The organism is Rahnella inusitata, assembly GCF_965118895.1.
GTDB lineage: Bacteria > Pseudomonadota > Gammaproteobacteria > Enterobacterales > Enterobacteriaceae > Rahnella > Rahnella inusitata_A.
Map to the genome: position 1 here is coordinate 171,547 of NZ_CBCPJJ010000005.1, position 23,901 is coordinate 195,447.

The 23,901-nt window shown below is 42.6% G+C and carries 23 protein-coding genes; 17 read left to right on the forward strand and 6 right to left on the reverse strand.

What is annotated here, in order from left to right; all coding sequences use genetic code 11:
• Position 1: 1 nt before the first annotated feature.
• The 17 genes from rfbB (at position 2) to wzzB (ending at position 18,764) form a co-directional block, all read left to right on the forward strand.
• On the forward strand, positions 2-1,087 hold the full coding sequence (gene rfbB / locus ACMHLI_RS05550; protein ID WP_413528575.1) for a dTDP-glucose 4,6-dehydratase: 1,086 nt from the start codon (positions 2-4) through the stop codon (positions 1,085-1,087).
• Positions 1,087-1,986 (forward strand): dTDP-4-dehydrorhamnose reductase, encoded by a 900-nt coding sequence (gene rfbD / locus ACMHLI_RS05555; protein ID WP_413528576.1) that lies wholly within the window; start codon positions 1,087-1,089, stop codon positions 1,984-1,986. The genes rfbB and rfbD overlap by 1 nt, the downstream gene beginning before the upstream one ends.
• A gap of 62 nt (positions 1,987-2,048) precedes the next feature.
• Positions 2,049-2,927 (forward strand): glucose-1-phosphate thymidylyltransferase RfbA, encoded by an 879-nt coding sequence (gene rfbA, locus ACMHLI_RS05560; protein WP_413528577.1) that lies wholly within the window; start codon positions 2,049-2,051, stop codon positions 2,925-2,927.
• Positions 2,928-2,932: 5 nt separating this feature from the next.
• Positions 2,933-3,481 carry a dTDP-4-dehydrorhamnose 3,5-epimerase gene (gene rfbC / locus ACMHLI_RS05565; protein WP_413528578.1) on the forward strand — a complete coding sequence of 183 codons (549 nt, stop codon included), beginning with the start codon at positions 2,933-2,935 and terminating at the stop codon, positions 3,479-3,481.
• Positions 3,482-3,564: 83 nt separating this feature from the next.
• Positions 3,565-4,821: a flippase gene (locus ACMHLI_RS05570; RefSeq protein ID WP_413528579.1), complete on the forward strand. Its 1,257-nt coding sequence runs from the start codon at positions 3,565-3,567 to the stop codon at positions 4,819-4,821.
• Between the two features lie 180 nt (positions 4,822-5,001).
• Positions 5,002-5,358, forward strand: a complete 357-nt coding sequence (locus tag ACMHLI_RS05575; RefSeq protein ID WP_413528580.1) for a hypothetical protein — start codon at positions 5,002-5,004, stop codon at positions 5,356-5,358.
• Between the two features lie 110 nt (positions 5,359-5,468).
• On the forward strand, positions 5,469-6,086 hold the full coding sequence (locus tag ACMHLI_RS05580) for a glycosyltransferase (RefSeq protein ID WP_413528581.1): 618 nt from the start codon (positions 5,469-5,471) through the stop codon (positions 6,084-6,086).
• On the forward strand, positions 6,083-7,072 hold the full coding sequence (locus ACMHLI_RS05585; RefSeq protein ID WP_413528582.1) for a glycosyltransferase family 2 protein: 990 nt from the start codon (positions 6,083-6,085) through the stop codon (positions 7,070-7,072). The genes ACMHLI_RS05580 and ACMHLI_RS05585 overlap by 4 nt, the downstream gene beginning before the upstream one ends.
• A 183-nt stretch (positions 7,073-7,255) precedes the next feature.
• The gene (locus tag ACMHLI_RS05590) at positions 7,256-8,542 is read left to right on the forward strand and encodes an oligosaccharide repeat unit polymerase (RefSeq protein ID WP_413528583.1); all 1,287 of its coding nucleotides are present in this window, start codon (positions 7,256-7,258) and stop codon (positions 8,540-8,542) included.
• Between the two features lie 114 nt (positions 8,543-8,656).
• Entirely contained in the window at positions 8,657-9,691 is a 1,035-nt protein-coding gene (gmd, locus tag ACMHLI_RS05595; RefSeq protein ID WP_413528584.1) for a GDP-mannose 4,6-dehydratase, read from the forward strand.
• Positions 9,691-10,584 (forward strand): GDP-mannose 4,6-dehydratase, encoded by an 894-nt coding sequence (locus ACMHLI_RS05600; protein WP_413528585.1) that lies wholly within the window; start codon positions 9,691-9,693, stop codon positions 10,582-10,584. The genes gmd and ACMHLI_RS05600 overlap by 1 nt, the downstream gene beginning before the upstream one ends.
• Before the next feature lie 2 nt (positions 10,585-10,586).
• A complete protein-coding gene (locus tag ACMHLI_RS05605) occupies positions 10,587-11,720 on the forward strand; it encodes a glycosyltransferase family 4 protein (RefSeq protein WP_413528586.1) in 1,134 nt (377 codons plus the stop codon).
• A gap of 8 nt (positions 11,721-11,728) precedes the next feature.
• Positions 11,729-12,862, forward strand: coding sequence for a glycosyltransferase family 4 protein (locus tag ACMHLI_RS05610; RefSeq protein WP_413528587.1), 1,134 nt, complete (start codon positions 11,729-11,731; stop codon positions 12,860-12,862).
• A gap of 286 nt (positions 12,863-13,148) precedes the next feature.
• On the forward strand, positions 13,149-14,594 hold the full coding sequence (gene cpsB, locus ACMHLI_RS05615; RefSeq protein WP_413528588.1) for a mannose-1-phosphate guanyltransferase: 1,446 nt from the start codon (positions 13,149-13,151) through the stop codon (positions 14,592-14,594).
• Between the two features lie 7 nt (positions 14,595-14,601).
• Positions 14,602-15,972, forward strand: a complete 1,371-nt coding sequence (cpsG, locus tag ACMHLI_RS05620; RefSeq protein WP_413528589.1) for a phosphomannomutase CpsG — start codon at positions 14,602-14,604, stop codon at positions 15,970-15,972.
• Positions 15,973-16,118: 146 nt separating this feature from the next.
• A complete protein-coding gene (gene gndA, locus ACMHLI_RS05625; protein ID WP_413528590.1) occupies positions 16,119-17,528 on the forward strand; it encodes an NADP-dependent phosphogluconate dehydrogenase in 1,410 nt (469 codons plus the stop codon).
• A gap of 246 nt (positions 17,529-17,774) precedes the next feature.
• Positions 17,775-18,764 (forward strand): LPS O-antigen chain length determinant protein WzzB, encoded by a 990-nt coding sequence (wzzB, locus tag ACMHLI_RS05630; protein WP_413528591.1) that lies wholly within the window; start codon positions 17,775-17,777, stop codon positions 18,762-18,764.
• A 78-nt stretch (positions 18,765-18,842) separates the two neighbouring features.
• Here the strand turns inward: wzzB and hisIE are convergent, their stop codons facing one another.
• The 6 genes from hisIE to hisC are packed head-to-tail and all read right to left on the reverse strand — an operon-like array spanning position 18,843 to position 23,775.
• Complete coding sequence (gene hisIE, locus ACMHLI_RS05635) at positions 18,843-19,457, reverse strand: bifunctional phosphoribosyl-AMP cyclohydrolase/phosphoribosyl-ATP diphosphatase HisIE (RefSeq protein ID WP_413528600.1); 615 nt, start codon at positions 19,455-19,457, stop codon at positions 18,843-18,845.
• A gap of 23 nt (positions 19,458-19,480) precedes the next feature.
• Positions 19,481-20,254 (reverse strand): imidazole glycerol phosphate synthase subunit HisF, encoded by a 774-nt coding sequence (hisF, locus tag ACMHLI_RS05640; RefSeq protein ID WP_413528592.1) that lies wholly within the window; start codon positions 20,252-20,254, stop codon positions 19,481-19,483.
• On the reverse strand, positions 20,236-20,973 hold the full coding sequence (gene hisA, locus ACMHLI_RS05645; RefSeq protein WP_112164382.1) for a 1-(5-phosphoribosyl)-5-[(5-phosphoribosylamino)methylideneamino]imidazole-4-carboxamide isomerase: 738 nt from the start codon (positions 20,971-20,973) through the stop codon (positions 20,236-20,238). Before hisA ends, hisF begins: the two co-directional genes overlap by 19 nt.
• A gap of 5 nt (positions 20,974-20,978) precedes the next feature.
• Positions 20,979-21,569, reverse strand: a complete 591-nt coding sequence (gene hisH / locus ACMHLI_RS05650) for an imidazole glycerol phosphate synthase subunit HisH (RefSeq protein WP_112164381.1) — start codon at positions 21,567-21,569, stop codon at positions 20,979-20,981.
• Positions 21,569-22,636, reverse strand: a complete 1,068-nt coding sequence (gene hisB, locus ACMHLI_RS05655; RefSeq protein ID WP_413528601.1) for a bifunctional histidinol-phosphatase/imidazoleglycerol-phosphate dehydratase HisB — start codon at positions 22,634-22,636, stop codon at positions 21,569-21,571. The genes hisH and hisB overlap by 1 nt, the downstream gene beginning before the upstream one ends.
• A gap of 11 nt (positions 22,637-22,647) precedes the next feature.
• On the reverse strand, positions 22,648-23,775 hold the full coding sequence (gene hisC, locus ACMHLI_RS05660; RefSeq protein ID WP_413528593.1) for a histidinol-phosphate transaminase: 1,128 nt from the start codon (positions 23,773-23,775) through the stop codon (positions 22,648-22,650).
• Positions 23,776-23,901: the final 126 nt, after the last annotated feature.

A 23,901-nucleotide genomic window follows, 5' to 3' on the forward strand; every position in this document is an offset into this window, starting at 1 on the left:
GATGAAAATTTTAGTAACTGGTGGTGCCGGTTTCATAGGCTCTGCAGTCGTCCGTTATATTATTAACAATACTAAAGATTACGTGATTAACGTTGATAAATTGACTTACGCAGGTAACCTCGAGTCAATATCAATGATATCTGACAGTGAACGCTATGATTTTGTTCAGGCTGATATTTGCGATAAAGCAGCACTTGAGCAAATTTTTGCGACGCATCAACCGGATGCAGTGATGCATCTTGCTGCAGAAAGCCATGTTGATCGTTCTATTTCAGGGCCTGCAGAATTTATTGAGACCAATATAGTAGGGACCTACACCTTACTCGAAGCAGCGCGTGCGTACTGGTCAGAACTCAATGGCCCGAAAAAAGACATTTTCCGATTTCATCATATTTCAACTGATGAGGTCTATGGCGATTTGCCTCATCCTGATGAATGGAATAATGATGAGATTCTCCCGCTGTTCACTGAAATAACACCTTACGCACCAAGTAGTCCTTATTCAGCTTCGAAAGCATCAAGTGACCATCTTGTGCGCGCATGGCAACGTACGTATGGCCTGCCTTGTATTGTTACAAACTGCTCTAACAACTACGGACCTTATCACTTCCCAGAGAAACTCATTCCGTTGGTCATCCTCAATGCTCTAGAAGGCAAAAGTCTGCCGATTTACGGTAAAGGTGATCAGATTCGTGACTGGTTATATGTAGAAGATCATGCCCGCGCACTTTATACCGTGGTTATAAAAGGGGAAATTGGGGAGACCTATAATATTGGTGGGCATAACGAGAAGAAAAATCTCAATGTGGTTCTCACTATTTGCGACCTGCTGGATGAATTGGTTCCTAAAGATAAATCCTATCGCGAACAAATCACGTATGTGGCTGACCGTCCAGGTCATGATCGTCGTTATGCTATCGATGCAGGGAAAATTAATCATGCACTTGGCTGGAAACCACTCGAAACTTTTGAAACTGGTATCCGTAAAACAGTTCAGTGGTATTTAGATAATCACACGTGGGTAGACAACGTTAAAAGCGGAGCTTACAAGTCTTGGGTTGAGCAGAATTATGGAAAACGTAAATAATGAATATTCTTCTGTTCGGTAAAACAGGTCAGGTTGGTTGGGAATTACAGCGCGCTCTGGCTCCTTTAGGAAATGTGATTGCCCTTGACGTGCATTCAAAAGATTACTGTGGCGATTTCAGCAATCCAGAAGGGATAGCTGAAACCGTTCGCCGTATTAAACCTGATGTTATCGTGAATGCTGCTGCACATACCGCAGTTGATAAAGCAGAATCAGAACCTGATTTCGCTCAATTGTTGAATGCGACGAGTGTTGAGGCGATTGCAAAAGAGGCTGCCTTAATAGGTGCATGGTTAGTCCATTATTCTACTGATTACGTGTTCCCAGGTGACGGTGATAAACCCTGGTCAGAAGATGATGCAACAGGACCATTGAATACCTACGGTGAGACCAAGCTTGCCGGTGAAATTGCTGTTCAGAAGAATTGCCCTAAGCACCTGATTTTTCGCACAAGCTGGGTATATGCTGGCAAAGGGAACAACTTTGCAAAAACCATGCTTCGTCTTGCAAAAGACCGGGATGAGCTTTCAATTATCAATGACCAGTTTGGTGCTCCTACTGGTGCTGAACTGCTTGCTGATGGTACTGCTCATGCCATCAGAACAGCGCTGTGTAAGCCTGAAGTTGCTGGTCTCTACCATCTCGTCGCATCCGGAACAACTACCTGGTTTGATTATGCTAATCTTGTCTTCACTGAAGCCCAAAATAATGCATTTGAACTGGCATTAAAGAAAACGCATCCTGTTGCAACAAGCGCCTATCCAACCCCCGCACGGCGTCCAAATAATTCCAGGCTTGATAATCGTAAATTCCAGGACACCTTTGATTTAACATTGCCATCATGGGATACAGGGGTTAAACGCATGCTTGCAGAGTTATTCACACCTACAGGTCTGTGAAGATTTCCGACCATCAAATTGTACTGTCTCAACGGGGCAGCATAAAAAATTGAGAGCTTAATATGACCACTCGTAAAGGAATAATTCTCGCAGGCGGATCGGGTACACGTTTGTATCCAGTAACAATGGCAGTGAGTAAACAACTCTTACCCATTTATGACAAACCTATGATTTATTATCCGATCAGTACACTCATGCTGGCGGGAATTCGGGATATATTGATTATTAGTACTCCTCAGGATACTCCTCGTTTCGAGCAATTGCTGGGAGACGGCAGTCAGTGGGGGCTAAAACTCCAGTATAAAGTTCAGGAAGCCCCGGATGGATTGGCTCAGGCTTTTGTCATCGGCGAAGAGTTTATTGGTAATGATGATTGTGCACTAGTTTTGGGTGATAATATCTTCTACGGCCATGATTTGCAGAAGCAATTAGAAGCTGCAGGAGCAAAAGAGTCGGGTGCAACGGTGTTTGCCTATCATGTACATGATCCAGAGCGTTATGGTGTTGTAGAATTTGATAAACAAGGTAAAGCTATCTCTCTGGAAGAAAAACCGTTAGAACCAAAAAGTAATTATGCCGTTACAGGTTTGTACTTCTATGACAATAGTGTCGTGAAAATGGCTAAAGGATTAAAACCTTCTGAGCGCGGTGAGTATGAAATTACCGACATTAATAGACTTTACCTTGAGGAAGGTCGTCTCTCTGTTGCCATGATGGGGCGTGGTTATGCATGGCTAGATACGGGCACGCATCAGAGTTTGATTGAGGCCAGTAATTTTATTCAAACTATCGAGTTGCGCCAGGGTTTAAAAGTAGCATGTCCGGAAGAAATTGCTTTCCGTAAGGGATTTATTGACGTCAAGCAAGTGAAAAAACTAGCAGCACCATTGATAAAGAATGATTACGGAAAATATCTGATGAAAATGATTAAAGGTTATTAACACTGATGAAAACTATTAAAACAGAAATTCCAGATGTACTGATCTTTGAGCCTAAAGTCTTTGGTGATGACCGTGGTTTTTTCTTCGAGAGTTTTAACCAGCAGGTATTTCAGGACGCTGTGGGACATACAGTAGAATTCATTCAAGACAATCACTCCAAATCAACGAAGGGTGTTCTTCGTGGATTACATTTTCAATTACCACCATTTGGCCAAGGTAAACTTGTTCGATGCGTGGTCGGCGAAGTTTTTGATGTTGCAGTAGATATCCGTAGAAATTCAGCAACCTTTGGTAAATGGGTAGGAATACATTTATCCGCAGATAATAACCGTGAGCTTTGGATACCTGAAGGGTTTGCGCATGGGTTTTACGTAATTAGTGATGTAGCAGAGTTTGTTTATAAGGCGACAAATTATTATGCACCTACCCATGAGAGGTGTATATGTTGGGATGATAAAGATATAAATATAGAATGGCCACATAAAACCCCCCCTTTTTTATCTGCTAAAGACCAAAGTGGAAAATCGCTGATGGAATCAGATGTTTTTCAATGATATTCAAAGGTCATTTCTGGATAAGCACAGTGATGTTTTCCTGCAATGTTTGGGATGAATAAAATGAACGGCATGAGCAATATATGAGTCTTATTAAAAATAGTATATGGAATCTCTCCGGCACTATAATACCGACACTTATAACTATTCCAGCGCTGGGTTACTTAGCGCGAGCTCTTGGGCCTGAATTATTCGGTATATATACAATTGCAATTGCAATTGTAGGATATGCTGGGATTTTTGATGTCGGTTTAACTAGGGCTATTGTAAGGGAAATTGCGTTATACAGAGAAAATTCTGATGAACGTAATAAAATAATATCGACTGCGACATCATTTATTTTAATGTTTAGTTCAACTGGCGTACTTTGTATCTATATATTAATCCCCGAGATAGTTCATTTATTAAATATAACCTCGCTGCATACACAAGAAGTTGAGAGTGCATTAAAAATACTTGTTTTTACTATTCCGGTTTTCCTTCTGAATCAACTTTGGATGTCAGTTTTGGAAGGTGATGAGAGATTTTCGATTGTTAATCTCCAACGCAGTATCGGTAGTTCAATTATAGCCGGTCTCCCAGCGGTATTTGTAATATTTCACAATAGTCTTGTTTATGCAATCCTTGGTTTGGCCATAGGACGTCTGATTTCTCTTTTGATTGCTTTCATAATATTCAAAAAAGAATTAATCCAAGCCAGCTTTAAATTTAATTTAGTTACATTTAAACGCTTAATTTTTTTTGGAGGTTGGATTACGGTAAGTAATATAATAAGTCCGATGATGGGGTATTTTGATCGATTTATTATTTCAAACATATTCGGCGCTAAAGTGGTTGGATACTACACTGCTCCTTCAGAGGCGGTTTCTCGTCTGAGCGTTTTACCTGGCGCGCTAGCTCGTGCAGTCTTTCCCCGGCTAAGTAATACAACAGACTCCAAGAAGTTTCGTTCACAGTTGATGTCCTCTTATAAACTAATGATAGTTGGATGCCTGCCTGTTGTAATCATGGGTATTATTTTCTCAGAAAAAATTTTATATCTTTGGATGGGGAAAGATTATGCTGAACACTCAACTAACATTCTCAGTATATTGCTAGTTGGTTTCTTCTTCAACGCTATGGCACAAATACCATTCGCAACTATACAGTCTGTGGGAAAAGCAAAACTAACTGCTTTATTACATTGCTTAGAAGTAATACCCTATCTGGTTCTTTTATATTATAGCCTCCATATGTATGGTTTGATTGGCGCTGCGTATGCCTGGTCACTGCGAGTAATTATTGACTGTTTAGCTTTGGTTTTAATATCGAATAAATGTGTTGACCGCTATCGCTCATAGCAATACGTTTTTAGATGGTATTATTATAATTCATGCGATTTTGTTATGCTAGTTAATGGTATGTTAATCAAAGGGCTTAATTAATGCATTTTTAATGTCGTTATTTCTTTGTTGTTACTTTTTTTTGATTCTCAAATTAACATGATTTATTGGAACAACGCATAAATGGAGCGGCATTACATGTCTCGAATTATCATACTTCATGAGTATGGGGAAAAAACACATTACTCCGGTGTGATTGAATATGCTAAACGTAATAATATAAAAATTAGCTTCTTAGAATTTGATTTCATTCGGACATTTGCAAGTTCCATTCGTGATCGAAATGGTTGGCTACTTTATAAATTGTTTAGAGATTTTATCCTCTTATCAATATTTTTTATTTTTCCCATTGTTTTAAGAAAACATATGTGTATTGTAGGTATTGCTCCATATGATTGGAGGGTTTTTTTATTAATCGGGTCCTCCGTAGAGCAAGATATATTTATCATACATCTTGGCCATATTGGGATGGCTCGAAATATCCCAAAAAGTTAATTTGCAAAAGTATTTTTAGAGAATGGGATGTTTTTCTAAGTAATGCTAGACATATTGCTACAGTTACAAATTATGTAAAAAATAATTTAAATTTTAATTATCCTGGTACTATGGATAAAACGGACGTGGTATATCATTCATTTGATGAGAGGTTTTTTTTTCCGGAAGATAGGAAAATAGGTGATAAATTAAAAGTTATTTACCTTGGTCGTTTAGAAGCATCAAAAGGTATCAATAATGTTTTTCAATTATCAAAACTATTACCATCTGTCTCTTTCGAAATTATAGGAAAAGGTAAGTTGGTAGATGAGGTTTTAAAATATACTAAGGAATGCAATAATCTCCATTATATTGGTCATCTTAGCGATAAAGCAAAAATAGCGGAAAAACTTAGGCTCTGCGATATATTATTATTGCCTTCTAAGAAGACCGAAAACTGGGAAGAGCTGTTCGGTATGGTTCTAATCGAGGCGATGGCATGCGGATGCATTTCCTTAACTGTTGATCATGTTGGCCCAATAGATATTTTGAAAAACACAGCATTGGAAAAATTTATTTTTAAAGAAAATGACTTTACTGACTCAGCATTTCAATGGTTAAAGATGTTTAGTAATGACATAAATAAACTTGATTATTATAAAAGTGAAAGTATTTTTGCTGCAAAAAAATTCCGTCTTGAGACAATTTCTTTGCGTTGGGAAAATATCATAAAAAAGGTCGTTAAATGAAGTATGTTGTTATTCTAAACTGGAAAAATGCGCAATCTACCCTCGAGTGTGTTGAATCAGTACTAAAGATTGATGACCCTGAACTGGTTATTGTCGTTTGTGATAATAATTCATGTGATGATTCATTATCCTATATTGAGCGCAGCTTACTTGATAGAATGGTTGAAAATAATATAAATATTGCTGTTATAAACGAGCAAGAAATTAAAATTGAGAGCCATAATGAGATATTTTCAAAAGTCGTTCTTATTCAAAACGATAAAAATTACGGATATGCAGGTGGCAATAATGTTGGTATTAGATTTGGATTAAATGATCAGCATTGTACCTTCATATGGGTATTGAATAATGACACTATTGTTCAAAAAGATAGTCTTAACTACATGATAGATGTAATGAATAATGATCCGAATGTTGGTATTTGTGGTTCACTTTTAATATTAAAAAATAATCCACAAATAATTCAGGGAATTGGAGGGGCGTTTAACAAGTTTTTATCTACCACACAACATATTGAAGAGTTCAAACCTTTGCTTTCAGTTTCGATGGAACGAAAAATACGTAAAGATATCGATTATATTATCGGTGCCTCGATGTTAATAAGAGCAGATGTTTTCAAAAAAATTGGACTACTTTTTGAAGACTATTTTTTATATTTTGAAGAGATTGACTTTTGTTTAAGAGCTGCTCAATATTATGAGTTAGCTGTTGCAGTGGAAAGTCATGTATATCACGATGTTGGATTAAGTACGAATGGTGGGAGGAGTAATATTGCTGATTACTGTGCAGTTAGAAATAGGCTTATTGTTTCCAAAAGATTTTATCCATATACTTTACCTCTAGTATGGTTTTCCTTGGCTGGTGTGTTGGCTAATAGAATTAAAAGGCGAGAGTTTATTAAAGCAAGAAATGTCGTAAAAATAATGTTGATTGATTCGATAAAAATATTTTTCAAATATAAGAAACATGATAATTCAGTCAAATAACACTTTGCATTAAGTTATTTGTAATTAGAGATGGCATGTGACCCTGTAATAAAAATAAATCTAGTGCCAGTAATCTCATTGCGATCAAGTTGTTAGTTTGGATATTTGAAATATGTGGTAGCCCTATATTTAAAGTATAGTTAGATATTTAATTTCCACGTGAATAGTTACTGAGGGATATTCGTGATTGAAAGCAATTATAATCAGATGCCTGATAAGAGATTTGGCATTACAATCAAAATAATTATTATCTCATTAATGATTAATGCTTTATTTAGCGGCGTCGATTTTTCACAATTAGGTATGCCGAAAGGTATTTCTAGTATGGCTGATGCTATATTAAAGCTATTTTTGGCGATGATTTTATTAACGATATATAAAAATAAAAATAGATACTATATAATATTAATAGCCACAGCATTTGCATTGCTAACAGGTTTTCTTACTGGGGTTTATTATCATAATGATGAGTACAGCAAATCATTATCTTTTGTGTTAAATCTTTATTTGTGGTTAATAATATATTTTTATGCATTCAAGATTGAGAGTAATATAAAACTCTGGCATAGTCTTTTGACTATTATAATCGCAACTACAATAATCTCACTATTGTTATATTTTTTGGCATTGTTCGGGGTCAATACTAAAATATTAAGTGGAGCCTGGTTGTATGACCATAATATGAGGTTTTCTTCAACGTTCAGCGAACCCAGTCTAAGTGGTTATTTTTTCGGATTGATGTTCTTGTTGATATTTTTTTCCAGGCACAAACATAGAATAAAACTATCTTGTCTTTTTTTCTTTGTAACAGTATTGTCGGGCGCCAAATTCACTTTAGTAATACTCCCATTAATATTAATGTTAAATGTTATCTTTAAATTCCGCGGCGTGTTTAGGAAAGTATATTTATTACTGCCATTAATCATATTTGCTGCATATGCTTCTTTAGCTGCTATCTATCCCCAATTATTCTCTATACTTTCTAATTCAAAAGAACCCAGTGCAACTATGACTTATGTCACACGGTTTGGTTTTCCGATTACGAGCATTTCTCAACTACAAGACTATCCGCTTGGTACTGGTTTTTATGGATATAAAACAACACTTGAACCATTCATTGACGACTATTGCAGATCTCTCAACGGAATAAATGTTATTTGTTCAGAAATGTCTTCATACGTGGACCCTAAAAATGCATCGGCATATGAAGATTTTGCTCCTAAGGATGTACTCAGTTTTATTGTTCTAACCTTTGGCTTTCCTGGGCTGCTTTTTTTTATTATTATTTCATTTGGTATTGCCTTGACTTTTAGAGAAAGAAAGGGTTTATTCTTAATATATATGTATATATTATCATCAATGTTATTTGTGTTACCTTTTAGATTCATTCTTTTCTTCTCTCTATTTTTATTCCAGGTGTATATCTATCATGAAAAAAGGAGGTTCATGTATTACACTAAACCTTGCTAATTTTTTATTATTAGTTTTGAAAGAAAAACGACTAATATTACGCATGCCTTAAAAAGTTAATATTTGTATTCCCATTTTTTTGTGTAATCGTGTAAACTAAGGTGTTAGATCATTATGAAAACAGCTGTAATTACAGGTATAACTGGGCAAGATGGTGCCTATCTTGCAGAACTTCTTCTCGAAAAAGGCTATCTGGTTTACGGAACCTATCGTCGTACAAGTTCAGTTAACTTTTGGCGTATCGAAGAATTAGGTATTAATCAACATCCTAACTTGAAATTAGTCGAGTATGACTTGACAGACCTCTCAGCAAGTATTCGATTATTGCAGCAGTCCAATGCGGTAGAAGTATACAATTTAGCGGCCCAGAGTTTTGTTGGTGTCTCATTTGAGCAACCAATTACGACGGCTGAAATTACTGGTATTGGTCCGGTAAATTTGCTGGAGGCCATTCGCATAGTAAATCCAAAAATTCGTTTTTATCAAGCTTCGACATCTGAAATGTTCGGTTTAGTACAGGCTGTACCCCAGAAAGAAGATACACCATTCTATCCACGTAGTCCTTATGGCATTGCGAAACTTTATGCTCATTGGATGACAATTAATTATCGTGAAAGCTACGGTATATTTGCTGCTAGTGGAATTCTCTTCAACCATGAATCACCATTACGTGGTCGCGAATTTGTTACGCGAAAAATTACCGATTCAGTTGCTAAGATAAAGCTTGGTAAGTTAGAAGTACTTGAGTTAGGTAATATGGATGCTAAACGTGACTGGGGTTTCGCTAAAGAATACGTTGAAGGAATGTGGCGTATGTTGCAGGCAGATAAGCCGGATACTTTTGTTTTAGCCACCAATCGTACCGAAACTGTTCGAGATTTTGTTTCTATGGCGTTCAAGGCAGCAGGATATGAACTGCGCTTTGAAGGTAAAGATGAACAAGAAGTTGGAGTTGATTCAGCTACAGGTAATATTCTTGTTCGAGTTAACTCAAAATATTTCCGTCCAGCGGAAGTCGAATTACTTATTGGTAATCCTGAACGTGCCAAAAGTGTTTTAGGTTGGGAGCCCAAGATTAATCTTGAGCAGCTTTGCCAGATGATGGTTGAGCAAGATTTAGTGCGTAATCAGGAAGGATTTTCATTCTAATGCTTCATGCTAGCAAACGAGCCCTGATTACAGGGGTTAATGGTTTTACTGGTCGTTATATGGCAGCGGAATTATCCGCTGCCGGATATAGTGTTTATGGCATAGGTTCGCTACCCTCTCTGCAGGCTAACTATTTTCAGGTGGATATTCTTGATGAAAAGGCATTAGCAAAAGTAGTTAGGCAAATCAAACCGGACGTGGTAATTCATTTAGCTGCAATAGCGTTTGTTGGTCATGGAAATCCCAATGCTTTTTATAATATTAATCTGCTGGGCACGCGCAATTTACTGCTCGCACTCCATAATAGTGGACACTCTGCTAGTGCAATTTTAATTTCTAGCAGCGCCAATATATATGGGAATACTACAGAGGGACAACTTAATGAATCAATGACCCCTTTGCCTGCAAATGATTATGCTGTCAGCAAATTAGCCATGGAGTATATGGCAAAGTTATGGATGGATAAGCTTCCAATTGTCATTACTAGGCCTTTTAATTATATTGGGGTAGGTCAGTCTGGTGATTTTTTGGTGCCAAAAATTGTTAGACATTTCAAAGAACACTCTGAAGTAATCGAGCTTGGTAATATTGATGTTTGGCGTGACTTTACTGATGTACGTGCTTTATCTAAAGCGTACCTTGCATTATTGAAAACTAAGCCTATTGGTGAGATAATTAATGTATGTTCTGGCCGTACTTATTCATTACGTGAAGTAATCTCAATTTGCGAAAAAATTACATCGCATCACATAGAGATACATAAGAACCCTGCTTTTGTGCGTCCCAATGAAGTTAAGGTGCTTTGTGGTGATGCAACAAAATTACGATCAATAATTGGCTCTTGGGAAAGTCCACCGTTAGAAGAGACTCTACGCTGGATATTGGAAAACTGATAATGAAAGTTATATTTGGTACCGACCCCATTAAAAACCCATTAACAGGTATCGGTCGCTATGCTTATGAGTTGGCAAATTGTTTGAGTGTAAGCCCTGAGATATCAGAACTATTATTTTTGCATGGACGGAAAATAAGTCGGCATATACCTGAAGCTAAAGGGAGCAATTTTACAAGTCAAGGTTTGCGTCAAATGGTACAAAGAAGTAAATTAGCCTCTAAACTTTATGGTGTTTCTGCACCTTTACTTAAATCTTTTGCACTTAAAAAATATCCTGATGCCATTTATCACAGCCCAAATTTTTATTTGCCTCCAAAAACTGGGCCTAGTGTTGCAACTTTTCATGATTTGTCGGTTTTTACATGGGCGCAATGTCATCCCGCTGGTCGTGTCCGTTTCATGCAAAAAGAAATAATACTGAGCATGAAGCGTGCAGATATTTTGATCACTGATTCTGATTTTACTCGTCATGAGGTAATTGAATATTTTAATTTACCTACTAACAAAGTATTTTCAGCGAAGCTTGCAAGCAGTGGTGAGTTCTATCCTCGCGACTCAGAGTCTATTGCATCGGTAGTTACTAAACTTGGCCTGCAACCTGGTAAATATTGCTTATTTACCGGTTCGATCGAACCGCGCAAGAACATTGAAACTTTGCTCTCTGCTTATGAGCGATTGCCTCATGTGATTCGGCAAGCGTTTCCTCTGGTTATCAGTGGATTCAAGGGGTGGCGCAGTGAACTACTGCACACTCGTTTTGAGAAAGCTGAACGCGAAGGGTGGCTGCGTTATCTAGGTTATACAAAATCGACGGAGTTACCCTATTTATTTGCAGGGGCAGCTAGTTTCCTTTTCCCATCTTTGTACGAAGGGTTTGGCCTTCCTGTATTGGAAGCTATGGCATCAGGAGTTCCCGTCGTTTGCTCTAATAGTTCTTCTTTGCCTGAAGTTGTAGGCGACAGCGCTTTGACTTGTGCTGCCTTGGATGTAGAAACGTTGACGCTATTAATTCAAAAAAGCATTGAAGATAATACATGGCGCGAACTTGCTATTCAAAAGGGATTAATTCAGGCAAAAACCTTCTCTTGGCAGCGATGTGCTGCTGAAACTATTCATGCATATAAACAGGTCTAATATATTCCATGTTGAAAGTTCTTCATTTATATAAAACATATTACCCGGACTCGTTTGGTGGTATTGAGCAAGTTATTTATCAGCTGAGTGAGGCTACTGCAGTACTTGAGGTTCAATCCACAGTTTTATCTTTAAGCCCTCGCGGCAACATTGATGGTGAAAGTGTAGGTACTCACAAGGCTTATTATGCCGCTACTAACTTTGAAATGGCATCGACGCCATTTTCTATATCAGCGATAAAAAAATTCAAAGAATTAGCTGCGCAAGCGGATCTTATCCATTATCATTTTCCATATCCTTTTATGGATATGATGCATTTCATCGCGGGTGTAAAAAAACCGAGTATTGTTAGCTATCACTCTGATATAGTAAAACAGAAGGTAGCTCTGAAGTTTTATACTCCTTTAATGAACAAATTCTTGAAGCAGGTAAATTATATTGTTGCGGCTTCGCCTAACTATGTTCATTCTAGCCCTGTCCTACAGAAATTTCTTCCTAAAGTTAAAGTAATTCCCTATGGTTTAAACAAAGATTCCTATCCGGTCTCTGATGAGAATTACTTAGACCACTGGCGTAAAAAAGTAGGTGACAAATTTTTCTTATTTATAGGGGCTTTTCGCTACTATAAAGGTCTTCATATTTTACTTGAGGCCATTAAAGATACTGGTTATCCGCTGGTTATAATCGGTTCGGGGCCAATCGAGCAAGAATTGAAACAGCAAGCTGAGGATTATGGGCTTGAAAAAATTCACTTTCTTGGGGCATTACCAGACATAGATAAAGCCGCATTGCTTCATTTATGTTACGGGGTCGTTTTTCCATCGCACTTACGTTCAGAAGCATTCGGAATAACTTTGCTTGAGGGAGCAATGTACGGAAAACCCCTTATTTCTTGTGAAATCGGCAGCGGTACAACTTATATTAATATTGATAATGAAACAGGGATCGTTGTGCCTCCTACGGATGTTTTGGCATTACGCAGTGCGATGATAAAATTATGGAATAATCAGGAACTCGCGAATACATATGGAGAGAATGCCCAGAAACGCTACAACTCTTTATTTACATCCGTACATATGGCGGAAAGTTATGTCAAGTTATATAAAGAAATGTTAGGCTTGAGTCCTGACATCAATAATTGATTTGTTGATGTCTTTGTATTATTAAATTCTGCCTTCTTTCTATTTTTATTTTATAAGCTTAAATTTTTGTATTTTAAGTTTAGCACTATTTTTCTTTAATTATTGATTTCGCTTGTGGGTATAATAATGATTAGCACAATTTAGGATGTATGTTTATACATTATTTCTCATGGTGAAAGGTTACAGAGGTATAACTAAAATAGCATTTGTATCAATCTAGTATAGTAGATCTAATGCTCCTTTCGTTGATTTTAACTTTATTTATTCTGGCTATATAAAAGTTACTATGAAAAATCATACTCCAATTATCAACCCAGTAATTATGGCCGGTGGATCAGGTAGCCGTCTATGGCCTCTATCCCGTGCTTTATACCCTAAACAATTTCTTTGTTTATCGGGTGATAAAACAATGTTGCAAGCTACGATACACCGTTTGGAAGGTATTGACTCTGGCAATCTTGTAGTCATATGTAATGAACAACATCGTTTCATTGTTGCTGAACAGTTACGAGAACTCAATAAGTTGACCGGGAATATTGTGCTAGAACCTGTTGGTCGTAACACTGCACCAGCTATCGCTTTAGCTGCCATTGCCGCGTTACGAAACCAACCTAGCAACGATCCTCTCCTGCTTATCCTCGCTGCCGACCATGTGATACAAGATGAAGACGCATTTCGGAAGGCGGTTACAAACGCAGTGCCATTTGCAGAATCAGGCAAACTCGTAACTTTTGGAATAGTACCCAATTTCCCAGAAACTGGTTATGGTTATATTCATCGTGGAGAGCAGTGTGTCATTTCAAATAATTCAGAAGCTGCATATGAGGTTTCTCAATTTGTTGAAAAACCAGACCTGGAAACTGCGCAGGCTTATCTTGCAGATGGAAAGTATTATTGGAATAGCGGCATGTTCCTTTTTGGTGCAAGACGCTATTTGGAGGAATTAAAAAAATTCCGGCCAGATATTCTTGCAGCATGTGAGAAGGCAATGGCAAATATCGGTCCAGATCTAGATTTCATGCGTATTGATGCAGCTGAATTTTTAGCGTGTCCTGATGAGTCCATTGATTATGCTGTAATGGAAAAGACTTCTGATGCAGTGGTTATGCCTATGGATGCCGGTTGGAGTGACGTTGGTTCCTGGTCTTCATTATGGGATATTTCTGAAAAGAATAGCCAAGGGAATGTGCACCATGGTGATGTAATAAGCCACAACACTGAAAATTGTTATATCCATGCGGAATCAGGTCTTGTTACCACTGTTGGAGTTGAAAATTTAGTAATTGTACAAACCAAAGATGCTGTACTCGTTGCTGATCGTAATCAGGTTCAAGACGTTAAAAAAATTGTTGAAAAACTTAAAGCAGAAAACCGCCATGAATTTCATATTCATCGCGAAGTTTATCGCCCTTGGGGTAAATATGATTCAATTGATTCCGGTGAACGTTATCAGGTGAAGCGCATTACTGTAAAACCTGGGGAGGGGCTCTCTTTACAGATGCATCATCATCGTTCAGAACATTGGGTTGTTGTAGCCGGCACAGCTAGAATAACTCTTGGTGATACAGTGAAACTGCTGAGCGAGAATGAATCAATTTATATCCCCATAGGAGTAATACATTGTATCGAAAATCCTGGGAAGATACCGCTTGACCTAATTGAAGTGCGTTCAGGTACTTATCTGGAAGAAGATGACGTAGTTCGTTTCAAAGATCGTTACGGACGTATTTAGGATGGATATGGACACATTAAGTTGTTTTAAAGCCTACGACATTCGTGGCCGCTTGGGTGAAGAACTCAATGAAGATATTGCATGGAGAATTGGCCGTGCTTTTGGCGAGTATTTGAACCCAAAATCAATTGTTTTGGGCGGAGATGTGCGCCTAAGCAGTGAATCTTTAAAAATGGCTCTTGCCCGAGGTTTGCAGGATGCTGGAGTCGATGTTCTTGATATTGGTGTATCCGGAACAGAAGAGATTTATTTTGCTACCACCCATCTTAAGGTTGATGGAGGAATTGAGGTTACCGCTAGTCATAATCCAATGGATTATAATGGAATGAAATTAGTTCGTCGTGATTCACGCCCAATTAGTGGTGACACAGGACTTCGAGACATTCAGCGACTAGCAGAGAGAAATAACTTTCTTCCAGCAGACGGCCTCAAAAGAGGCTGCTATGAGAAAATATCCCTTATAGACCAATATATAGATCACTTATTTTCGTATATCGATGTTGACAACATTACTCCATTAAAGCTTGTTATTAACTCTGGTAATGGTGCAGCAGGACCAATTATTGATGCAATTGAAGCTCGTTTTAGCGAGCTTAATGTCCCGCTGACACTGATCAAAGTGCACCATACACCTGATGGGACTTTCCCTAATGGGATCCCAAATCCATTATTGCCAGAATGCCGTTCTGATACCAGCAATGCCGTAATCGAGCATAGAGCAGATATGGGTATTGCTTTTGATGGAGATTTCGACCGATGCTTCTTGTTCGATGAAAAAGGGCAATTTATCGAGGGTTATTATATTGTTGGTCTGCTTGCCGCCGCGTTTCTTGAAAAAAATCCTGGTTCTAAGATCATTCATGACCCTCGATTATCATGGAATACCATTGATATTGTAACTAAAGGTGGCGGTACGCCGATAATGTCTAAAACTGGGCATGCTTTCATCAAAGAACGTATGCGCGAAGAAGATGCTATTTATGGTGGCGAAATGAGTGCTCACCATTACTTCCGTGATTTTGCTTATTGCGACAGTGGGATGATCCCATGGTTACTGGTGACGGAACTTTTATGTACGAGTGGTCAGACACTTAGTGAACTCGTGCAAGATCGTATGGCCGCATGGCCAGCGAGTGGGGAAATAAATAGTAAGTTAGCCAATCCTAAAGAGTCCATAGATCTTGTTTATCAACATTTTGCGCCTTTGGCTCAGGAGATTGATCACACTGATGGAATTAGTATGAGCTTTGAGAATTGGCGCTTTAATCTGAGGAGCTCAAACACTGAGCCCGTTGTTAGGTTAAATGTTGAATCACGAGGTGATGAGTTGCTGATGAAGGAAAAGACTGCAAAAATTATGAAGCTTCTTTCTTCATAAGGTTTTACCTTTCTGAATGATAGTCCACCAACTGAATGCAAAGCGGCATCTAACTCTACCCACTTCACATCTCCTGAGTTAACATCAGAAATGCATTCAGTACGGCATCGAAGTCGTAGCACCCATCCTAAAGACAGGAGTTTGTAATGTCCAAACAACAAATCGGCGTTGTCGGTATGGCGGTCATGGGCCGTAACCTCGCGCTTAACATCGAAAGCCGTGGTTATTCCGTTTCCATTTTTAACCGTTCTGGCGACAAGACTGATGAAGTCATCGCCGAAAATCCGGGTAAAAATCTTGTACCGCACTACACCGTCGAAGAGTTTGTTGACTCGCTGGAAAAACCGCGTCGTATCTTGCTGATGGTGAAAGCCGGTGAAGCAACTGACAAAACCATTGCATCCCTGACTCCGCACCTGGATAAAGGCGACATCCTCATCGATGGCGGAAATACCTATTATAAAGACACCATTCGCCGTAACCGCGAACTGTCTGAGCAAGGCTTTAACTTCATCGGTACCGGTGTATCCGGCGGTGAAGAGGGCGCATTGAAAGGTCCATCCATCATGCCTGGTGGACAGAAAGAAGCATATGCGCTGGTTGCTCCAATCCTTGAGAAAATCGCAGCCCGTGCTGATGATGGCGATGCTTGTGTTGCTTACATCGGTGCAGATGGTGCAGGTCATTACGTTAAGATGGTTCACAACGGCATCGAATACGGTGACATGCAGCTGATTGCTGAAGCTTACTCTTTGCTTAAACAGTCTCTGAATCTGAACAACGAAGAGCTGGCGACCACCTTCGCTGAATGGAACAAAGGCGAGCTAAACAGCTATCTGATCGACATCACCAAAGATATCTTCACTAAGAAAGACGAAGAGGGTAAATATCTGGTTGACGTGATTCTGGATGAAGCCGCGAACAAAGGTACCGGTAAATGGACCAGCCAGAGTTCTCTGGATCTCGGTGAACCACTGACTCTGATCACCGAATCTGTCTTTGCACGTTACCTGTCTTCCCTGAAAGATCAGCGTGTCGCAGCCTCTAAAGTGCTGTCTGGCCCGGCCGTTAAACCTTTTGAAGGCGATAAAGCAGAGTTTATCGAGAAAGTACGTCGTGCTCTTTATCTGGGCAAAATCGTCTCGTATGCTCAGGGCTTCTCGCAGTTAAAAGCATCTTCTGACGAAAACAACTGGGATTTGAACTACGGCGAAATTGCGAAGATCTTCCGTGCCGGTTGCATCATCCGCGCCCAGTTCCTGCAGAAAATTACCGATGCTTATGCTGAAAACGCATCTATCGCTAACCTGCTGCTGGCTCCGTATTTCAAAAATATTGCTGACGAATATCAGCAAGCGCTGCGTGACGTAGTGTCTTATGCGGTTCAGAACGGCATTCCAACGCCGACCTTCTCTGCTGCGATCAATTATTACGATAGCTACCGTTCAGCGGTACTTCCCGCTAACCTGATCCAGGCACAGCGAGACTACTTCGGTGCACATACATATAAACGTACCGACAAAGATGGTGTATTCCACACTGAATGGTTGGATTAAGTTCTTCTTTTATTACACATTGAAACAGGCGGCCCCCACACAGGGCCGTTTTTTTTCGACATAACTCCGTTTTTGAAACCTGAATTGGCACTCTCAGTCACTAATTTCCAAAAAATAACTTTAGTTAGTTTTATTTTTCGGTCTAATCTCATAAAAAATCCTCATTGCGGATGAGTTTTTATCTATAACTTGTTTATAATGCATACATAAATCGAATGTAAGTAAGCGGAAATTTCTAGGGCAATCATGAATCAAAATAGCAATAGTACGACTAATAACCGGCTCAATAAATCATCTGATGAAATTGATTTAATGGATCTGGTTGTACAGTTGTGGCGTGGGAAATGGCTGGTTTTATCTTTTGCCGTAATCGCTATCATCATCGCAGTTATTTACATCTCTGTTGCCAAACAAAAATGGACTTCTGAGGCGATAGTAACCTATCCCGATTCAGGGCAAATTGCTAACTATAACAATGCAATGAGTGTTTTATATGGTCAGAATCCCGCGAATGCACCAACGGTTGTTGATGTTCAACAGCGTTTTTTTGGTCGTTTCGATGCAGCAATCTCTGCGTTATCTGAACAACTCGATAATCAGGAGATACCTGAGAAACTGACTATTGTTCCCGCAGTAAAAGATCAGCCTGTGCCGCTCAAAATAAGTTATACCGCCGCGACGGCGGGAGAGGCGCAAAAAACGCTCACTACTTATATCCAGCAAATCAATAAACGTTCTGTAACTGAACTTGATAACGACTTACAAATTAGTATTAACTCGAAAGTCGAAGATCTAAAAGAGGAATTAGCAACCAAAGAAAAAGTTGCTCAGGAGAAAAAAGATAAGCGTTTGGAAATTCTCAATCAGGCCCTAGTCGTTGCACAACAATCCAATATTAAAAATACGGTTGTACAGCAGGCAGAGACGCTTTCAGAAGATACGTTATTCGTTCTGGGGAGTGATGCACTTACTTCCATCATCAAGAACGAGGCGACGCGTCCATTGCCTCTGGATGAGGCCTACTATAATGCACGCCAGACACTCCTGGCGATCAGTGCATTGAAGTCTAAACCTGATTCAACTTATTCATTACGCTATGTGATGAAACCTAATCTGCCAATCCATCGCGACAGTCCGAAGAAGGGGGTCATCTTAGTATTGGCGACTCTGATCGGCTTAATTCTGGGGTCAGGCGTGGTGTTAGGTCGTAACGCTATTAAAAATTATTCCCGCTGATCGATAAGTCCAGTCAGGGAAATTTAAAAGCCGCCAATGCTTACGCAAAGGCGGCTTTTTCATGTCTGTCGTTTAGCGTTACTTCTTATGACGCTGACGCAGATTCTCGATCACTGCGCTCAGGTTCAGATCCTGATCCTGCAGTAGTACCAGCAGATGATATACCAAATCTGAGGCTTCGTTTTTCAGTTCAAAACGGTCGTTGACGGTAGCCGCCAGCGCAACTTCGACACCTTCTTCTCCCACTTTCTGCGCAATACGCTTGGTGCCGCTGGCGTAGAGTTTTGCGGTGTAAGAGCTTTCAGGATCGGCCGTTTTGCGTGAGGCGAGCAGTTCTTCGAGCTGATACAGGAATGCCCAGTCGGTTTCGGCAGGGTGGAAGCAGCTGTTGTTGCCTTTATGGCAGGTCGGGCCGACAGGATTTGCCAGAACCAGCAACGTGTCGTTATCGCAATCCGGGGTGATGCTGACCACGTTGAGATAATTTTCTGAGGTTTCGCCTTTGGTCCACAAGCGCTCTTTAGTGCGTGACCAGAAGGTCACTTTTCCAGAAGATTGTGTGACGTTTAGCGCTTCCTGATTCATATATCCGAGCATCAGAACTTCACCGGATACCGCGTGCTGGATGATCGCTGGCATCAGATTGCCGACTTTTTCCCAGTCAAGCTGGCTGATTTGTTCACCGGTCATCAGACAGGTTTTTGATTCTTGATTACTCACAAGCGGATCTCCACGCCATTTTCGGCTAAGTAGCTTTTCAGCTCGCCAATATTAATAATTTGTTTGTGGAACACCGAGGCTGCCAGTGCGCCATCGACGCGTGCTTCTGTGAACGCTTCCAGGAAGTGTGGCATGGTGCCTGCGCCGCCGGAGGCGATCAACGGTACGTGGCACACCTCGCGGATCATCTTCAGTTGCTCAAGATCGTAGCCGTTGCGCACACCGTCCTGATTCATCATGTTCAGTACAATTTCTCCGGCGCCGCGCTCCTGCACTTCCTTCACCCATTCGATGGTCTGCCAGGGGGTGATTTTGGTGCGGGCTTCGTCGCCGGTGAACTGATGCACCTGATAGGTGCCGGTCGCGGCATCGTGCCAGGTATCGATGCCGACTACGATGCACTGTACACCATATCTGTCTGCAAGCCGGCTAATCAGCGTCGGGTCGGCCAGCGCAGGAGAGTTGATGGAAATCTTGTCAGCGCCGAACTGCAAAATGCGCCCTGCGTCTTCCAGCGTTTTAATGCCACCTGCCACACAAAAAGGAATGTCGATGACTTCCGCCACGCGTGACACCCAGCTTTTATCCACTACGCGCCCGTCACTGGAGGCGGTGATATCGTAGAACACCAGTTCGTCCGCGCCTTCCTGCGCATAACGCTGCGCTAAGGGTACGATGTCGCCGATGATTTCGTGATTGCGGAACTGCACGCCTTTCACTACCTGACCGTCTTTCACATCAAGGCAGGGGATTATCCGTTTTGCCAGCATGAGATTGCCTCCGTCACATTAAATTTGCCATCAAGCAAAGCGCGCCCGACGATGACACCCTCGACGCCGCTGTCACGCAGTTGTGCGATGTCGTCCAGAGAGCCGATACCGCCGGAAGCCTGAAAAGCCACCTGCGGATAGCGAGCGGTCACTTCACGATAAAGCTCAACGTTGGACCCGGCGAGCGTGCCGTCGCGGGAAATATCCGTGCACAGCACGTGTTTCAGGCCAAACGGCAAATACTGTTCGACGATCTGCTCGAGCGTGGCATTAGAGTTTTCCTGCCAGCCGCTGATGGCGACATTTTTCGTGCCGTTCGCGTCAATGCGCACATCCAGCGCCAGCACCAGTGCATCCGCACCAAAACGGCTGAACCAGCCTTGTACGGTGGCCGGATCTTTTACCGCCGTTGAACCCACAACCACGCGAGTCGCACCAGCGCTTAATAAGGCTTCGACGTCCTGCTCATTGCGGATGCCGCCACCAACCTGAACCGGCACGGAAACTCCGGCTAATAACTTTTTGAGCAAAGGGATCTGGCGGGCTGCCGGATCTTTCGCACCGGTCAGATCCACCAGATGTAAAACCTGTGCGCCTTGCTGCTGGTAATCCTGCAAACGTGGCAGCGGGTCGTTGCCATAGTCACGCTGCTGACCGTAATCGCCCTGATGCAAACGCACCACGCTGCCTTCGATCAAATCCAAAGCGGGAATAATCATGCTGTTTACATCTCCAGAAAGTTTTTCAGCAACTGCGCGCCCGCGGCACCGGAACGTTCGGGATGAAACTGCACGCCGAAGAAGTTGTCTTTTTGTACGGCGGCGCTGAACGGCTCGCCGTAAAGTGTTTGGGCTACGGTGTTTTTGCATACCGGCATGGCAAATCCGTGGACGAAATAGAAGTAAGCATTTTCATCAATGCCGCGGAATAAATGGCTGTCGGCGTTGGCGATAACCTGATTCCAGCCCATGTGCGGTAATGGCAGGCCATGATCCTGCATTCGCATTACCGGCGTCTCGATGATGCCCAGCGTATCAATACCGCCGTTCTCTTCGCTCGATGATGCCAGAAGTTGCATACCCAGACAGATGCCGAGTACTGGCTGAGTACAGGCTTTAATCAGCTCTATCAGCTCACGTTGCTCCAGCTGTTCCATTGCTGCCTGTGCGGTGCCTACGCCTGGTAAAAACAGCTTATCGGCCTGCAACACGATTTCCGCTTCACGACTCACCGTCGGCTCGTAGCCCAGGCGCTGAACCGCATACTTCACGGAAGAGAGGTTGGCGCAGCCGGTATCAAGGATAACGACATTCATCACAGCACTCCTTTAGAGCTCGGCAGGGTGTTGCCATCAACGCGGATCGCCTGGCGCAACGTGCGGCCAAATGCCTTAAACAGGCTTTCTACACGGTGGTGATCGTTCTTACCTTTGGTGCGCAGGTGCAAAGTACAGGCCATCGCGTAAGACAGGGAGCGGAAGAAGTGCTCGACCATCTCGGTGCTCAGATCCCCGACGCGCTGGTAGTTAAACTCTGCTTTATATTCCAGATGCGGGCGGCCAGATATGTCCAGCGCGCAGCGCGCCAGACATTCATCCATCGGCAGCACGAAGCCAAAACGGCCGATGCCGCGTTTGTCGCCCAGCGCTTTGTTCAGGGCCTCGCCCAGCGCCAGCGCGGTGTCTTCAACGGTGTGGTGATCGTCGATATACAAATCACCTTTCACCTCGATGTTCATACGGAAACCGCCGTGGGTGGCTATCTGATCCAACATGTGATCGAAGAAGCCAACCCCGGTGCGGATTTTGCTGTCACCTTCGCGATCCAGCCAGACATCCACATCGATCGCCGTTTCACGAGTGACGCGATTCACTTTAGCGTGACGGTCGCGTTTGGTGAGCTGATCGGCAATCGCTCCCCAGTTGAGAGTATCGCGCTGGTAACGCAGACCGGTGATGCCCATATTGGCCGCCAGCTGGATATCGGTATCACGATCGCCGATGACATAACTGTTAGCGGTATCGAGCACGCCACTTTCCAGATAACCCTGGACCAGCTTAGTTTTCGGTTTGCGACAGTCGCAATGATCGGCTGGCAGATGCGGGCAGATCAGCACTTCGTCAAAGACGATGCCCTGCGACGTCAGGATTTGCATCATCAGGTTGTGCGGCGGATCGAAGGTTTCCTGCGGGAAACTGTCGGTGCCGAGACCGTCCTGATTGGTGATCATCACCAGTTTAAAGCCCGCATTTTGCAGCGACAGCAGGGCAGGGATCACGCCCGGCTCCAGTGCCAGTTTGTCCAGACGGTCGACCTGGAAATCCTCCGGCGGCTCTGAAATCAGGGTGCCGTCGCGGTCAATAAAAAGCGTTTTCTGCAATATAGGACTCTGGCTCACATGTGCTCCTTGCGGGGGCTATTCTGTTCATTAAAGGGGGCATTGGTGCCCGGTAACGGTTGCAGGGCGTCAATGACCCGCTGAAGTTCCTGCCGTGTACCGATGGTAATACGTAAACAGCCGGAAAGCCCCGGTTGCTTGTTCTGATCACGAAGGATAATGCCCTGATCCCAGAGATTTTTAAACACCGCGCTGGAGGCGGTGAAACGCGCGAGCACATAGTTGGTCTCGCTTTGGAAAACCTGCTCCACGCAGTCGCATTTTTCCAGTTCCGCCATCAACCAGGCGCGGTTTTCGCTCACTTCCACCACCCGCTGACGCATGATCGCCAGCCCTTCCGGGCTCAGCGCCTGGGCTGCAATATCCGCAACCGGCGTGGATAACGGATAAGGCGCAATCACTTTCATTAATAAAGCAATCAATTCGCCGTTGGCGATGGTGAATCCGCAACGCAGGCCAGCCAGTGCGAACGCTTTCGACAGTGTGCGCAGCACCGCCAGATGCGGGTATTCCTGCAACCAGCCGGTTACCGTGGCCTGCGGGCAAAACTCAATATAGGCTTCGTCGATGGCCACGATGGCGCGGCCACGCGTCATCTCTAACACGGCGCGAAGCTCTGCCGGATCGATAAGATTCCCGGTCGGATTGTTTGGGCTGCATACGTAGACCAGCTTGACGCCGTCCAGCGCGGCCTCGATAGCCGGAAGATCCAGCGACCAGTCGGCTTTCGCGGCGACAGTGCGGCCTTCAACGCCGATGGTCTCTGCGCTGACGCTGTACATGCCGTAAGTGGGCGGGCAATAAAGGATGGCGTCTTTGCCCGGCTCGCAGAAAGCGCGGATCAGCAGTTCGATCCCTTCGTCTGCGCCACGGCTGACCAGCACCTGTTCAGGATCGACACCGGCGTAGGCAGCGTAGCGGTTAATGACCAGCGCGGGCTGACATTCGGGATAACGGTTAAACGTCTGTGCGGTGAGTTCGAACTGCGGCGCAATGGCGTACTCGTTGGCGTTCAGCCACACATCGCCGTTGCCACCCAGACGACGGGCAGACTGATAAGGCGTCAGTTCGCGCACGTTCTGGCGTGCCAGAGCCTGAATGCTCAGCGTGTTTTCATCGCTCATAATCCTTGCTCCTTCAGTGCGTTCACGCGTAGCGTTACGGCATTTTTGTGCGCGGTCAGTTGCTCCGCCTGCGCCAGCGTTTCGATTGTCGTGGCGAGACCCAGTAAACCTTCAGGCGTTAACTGC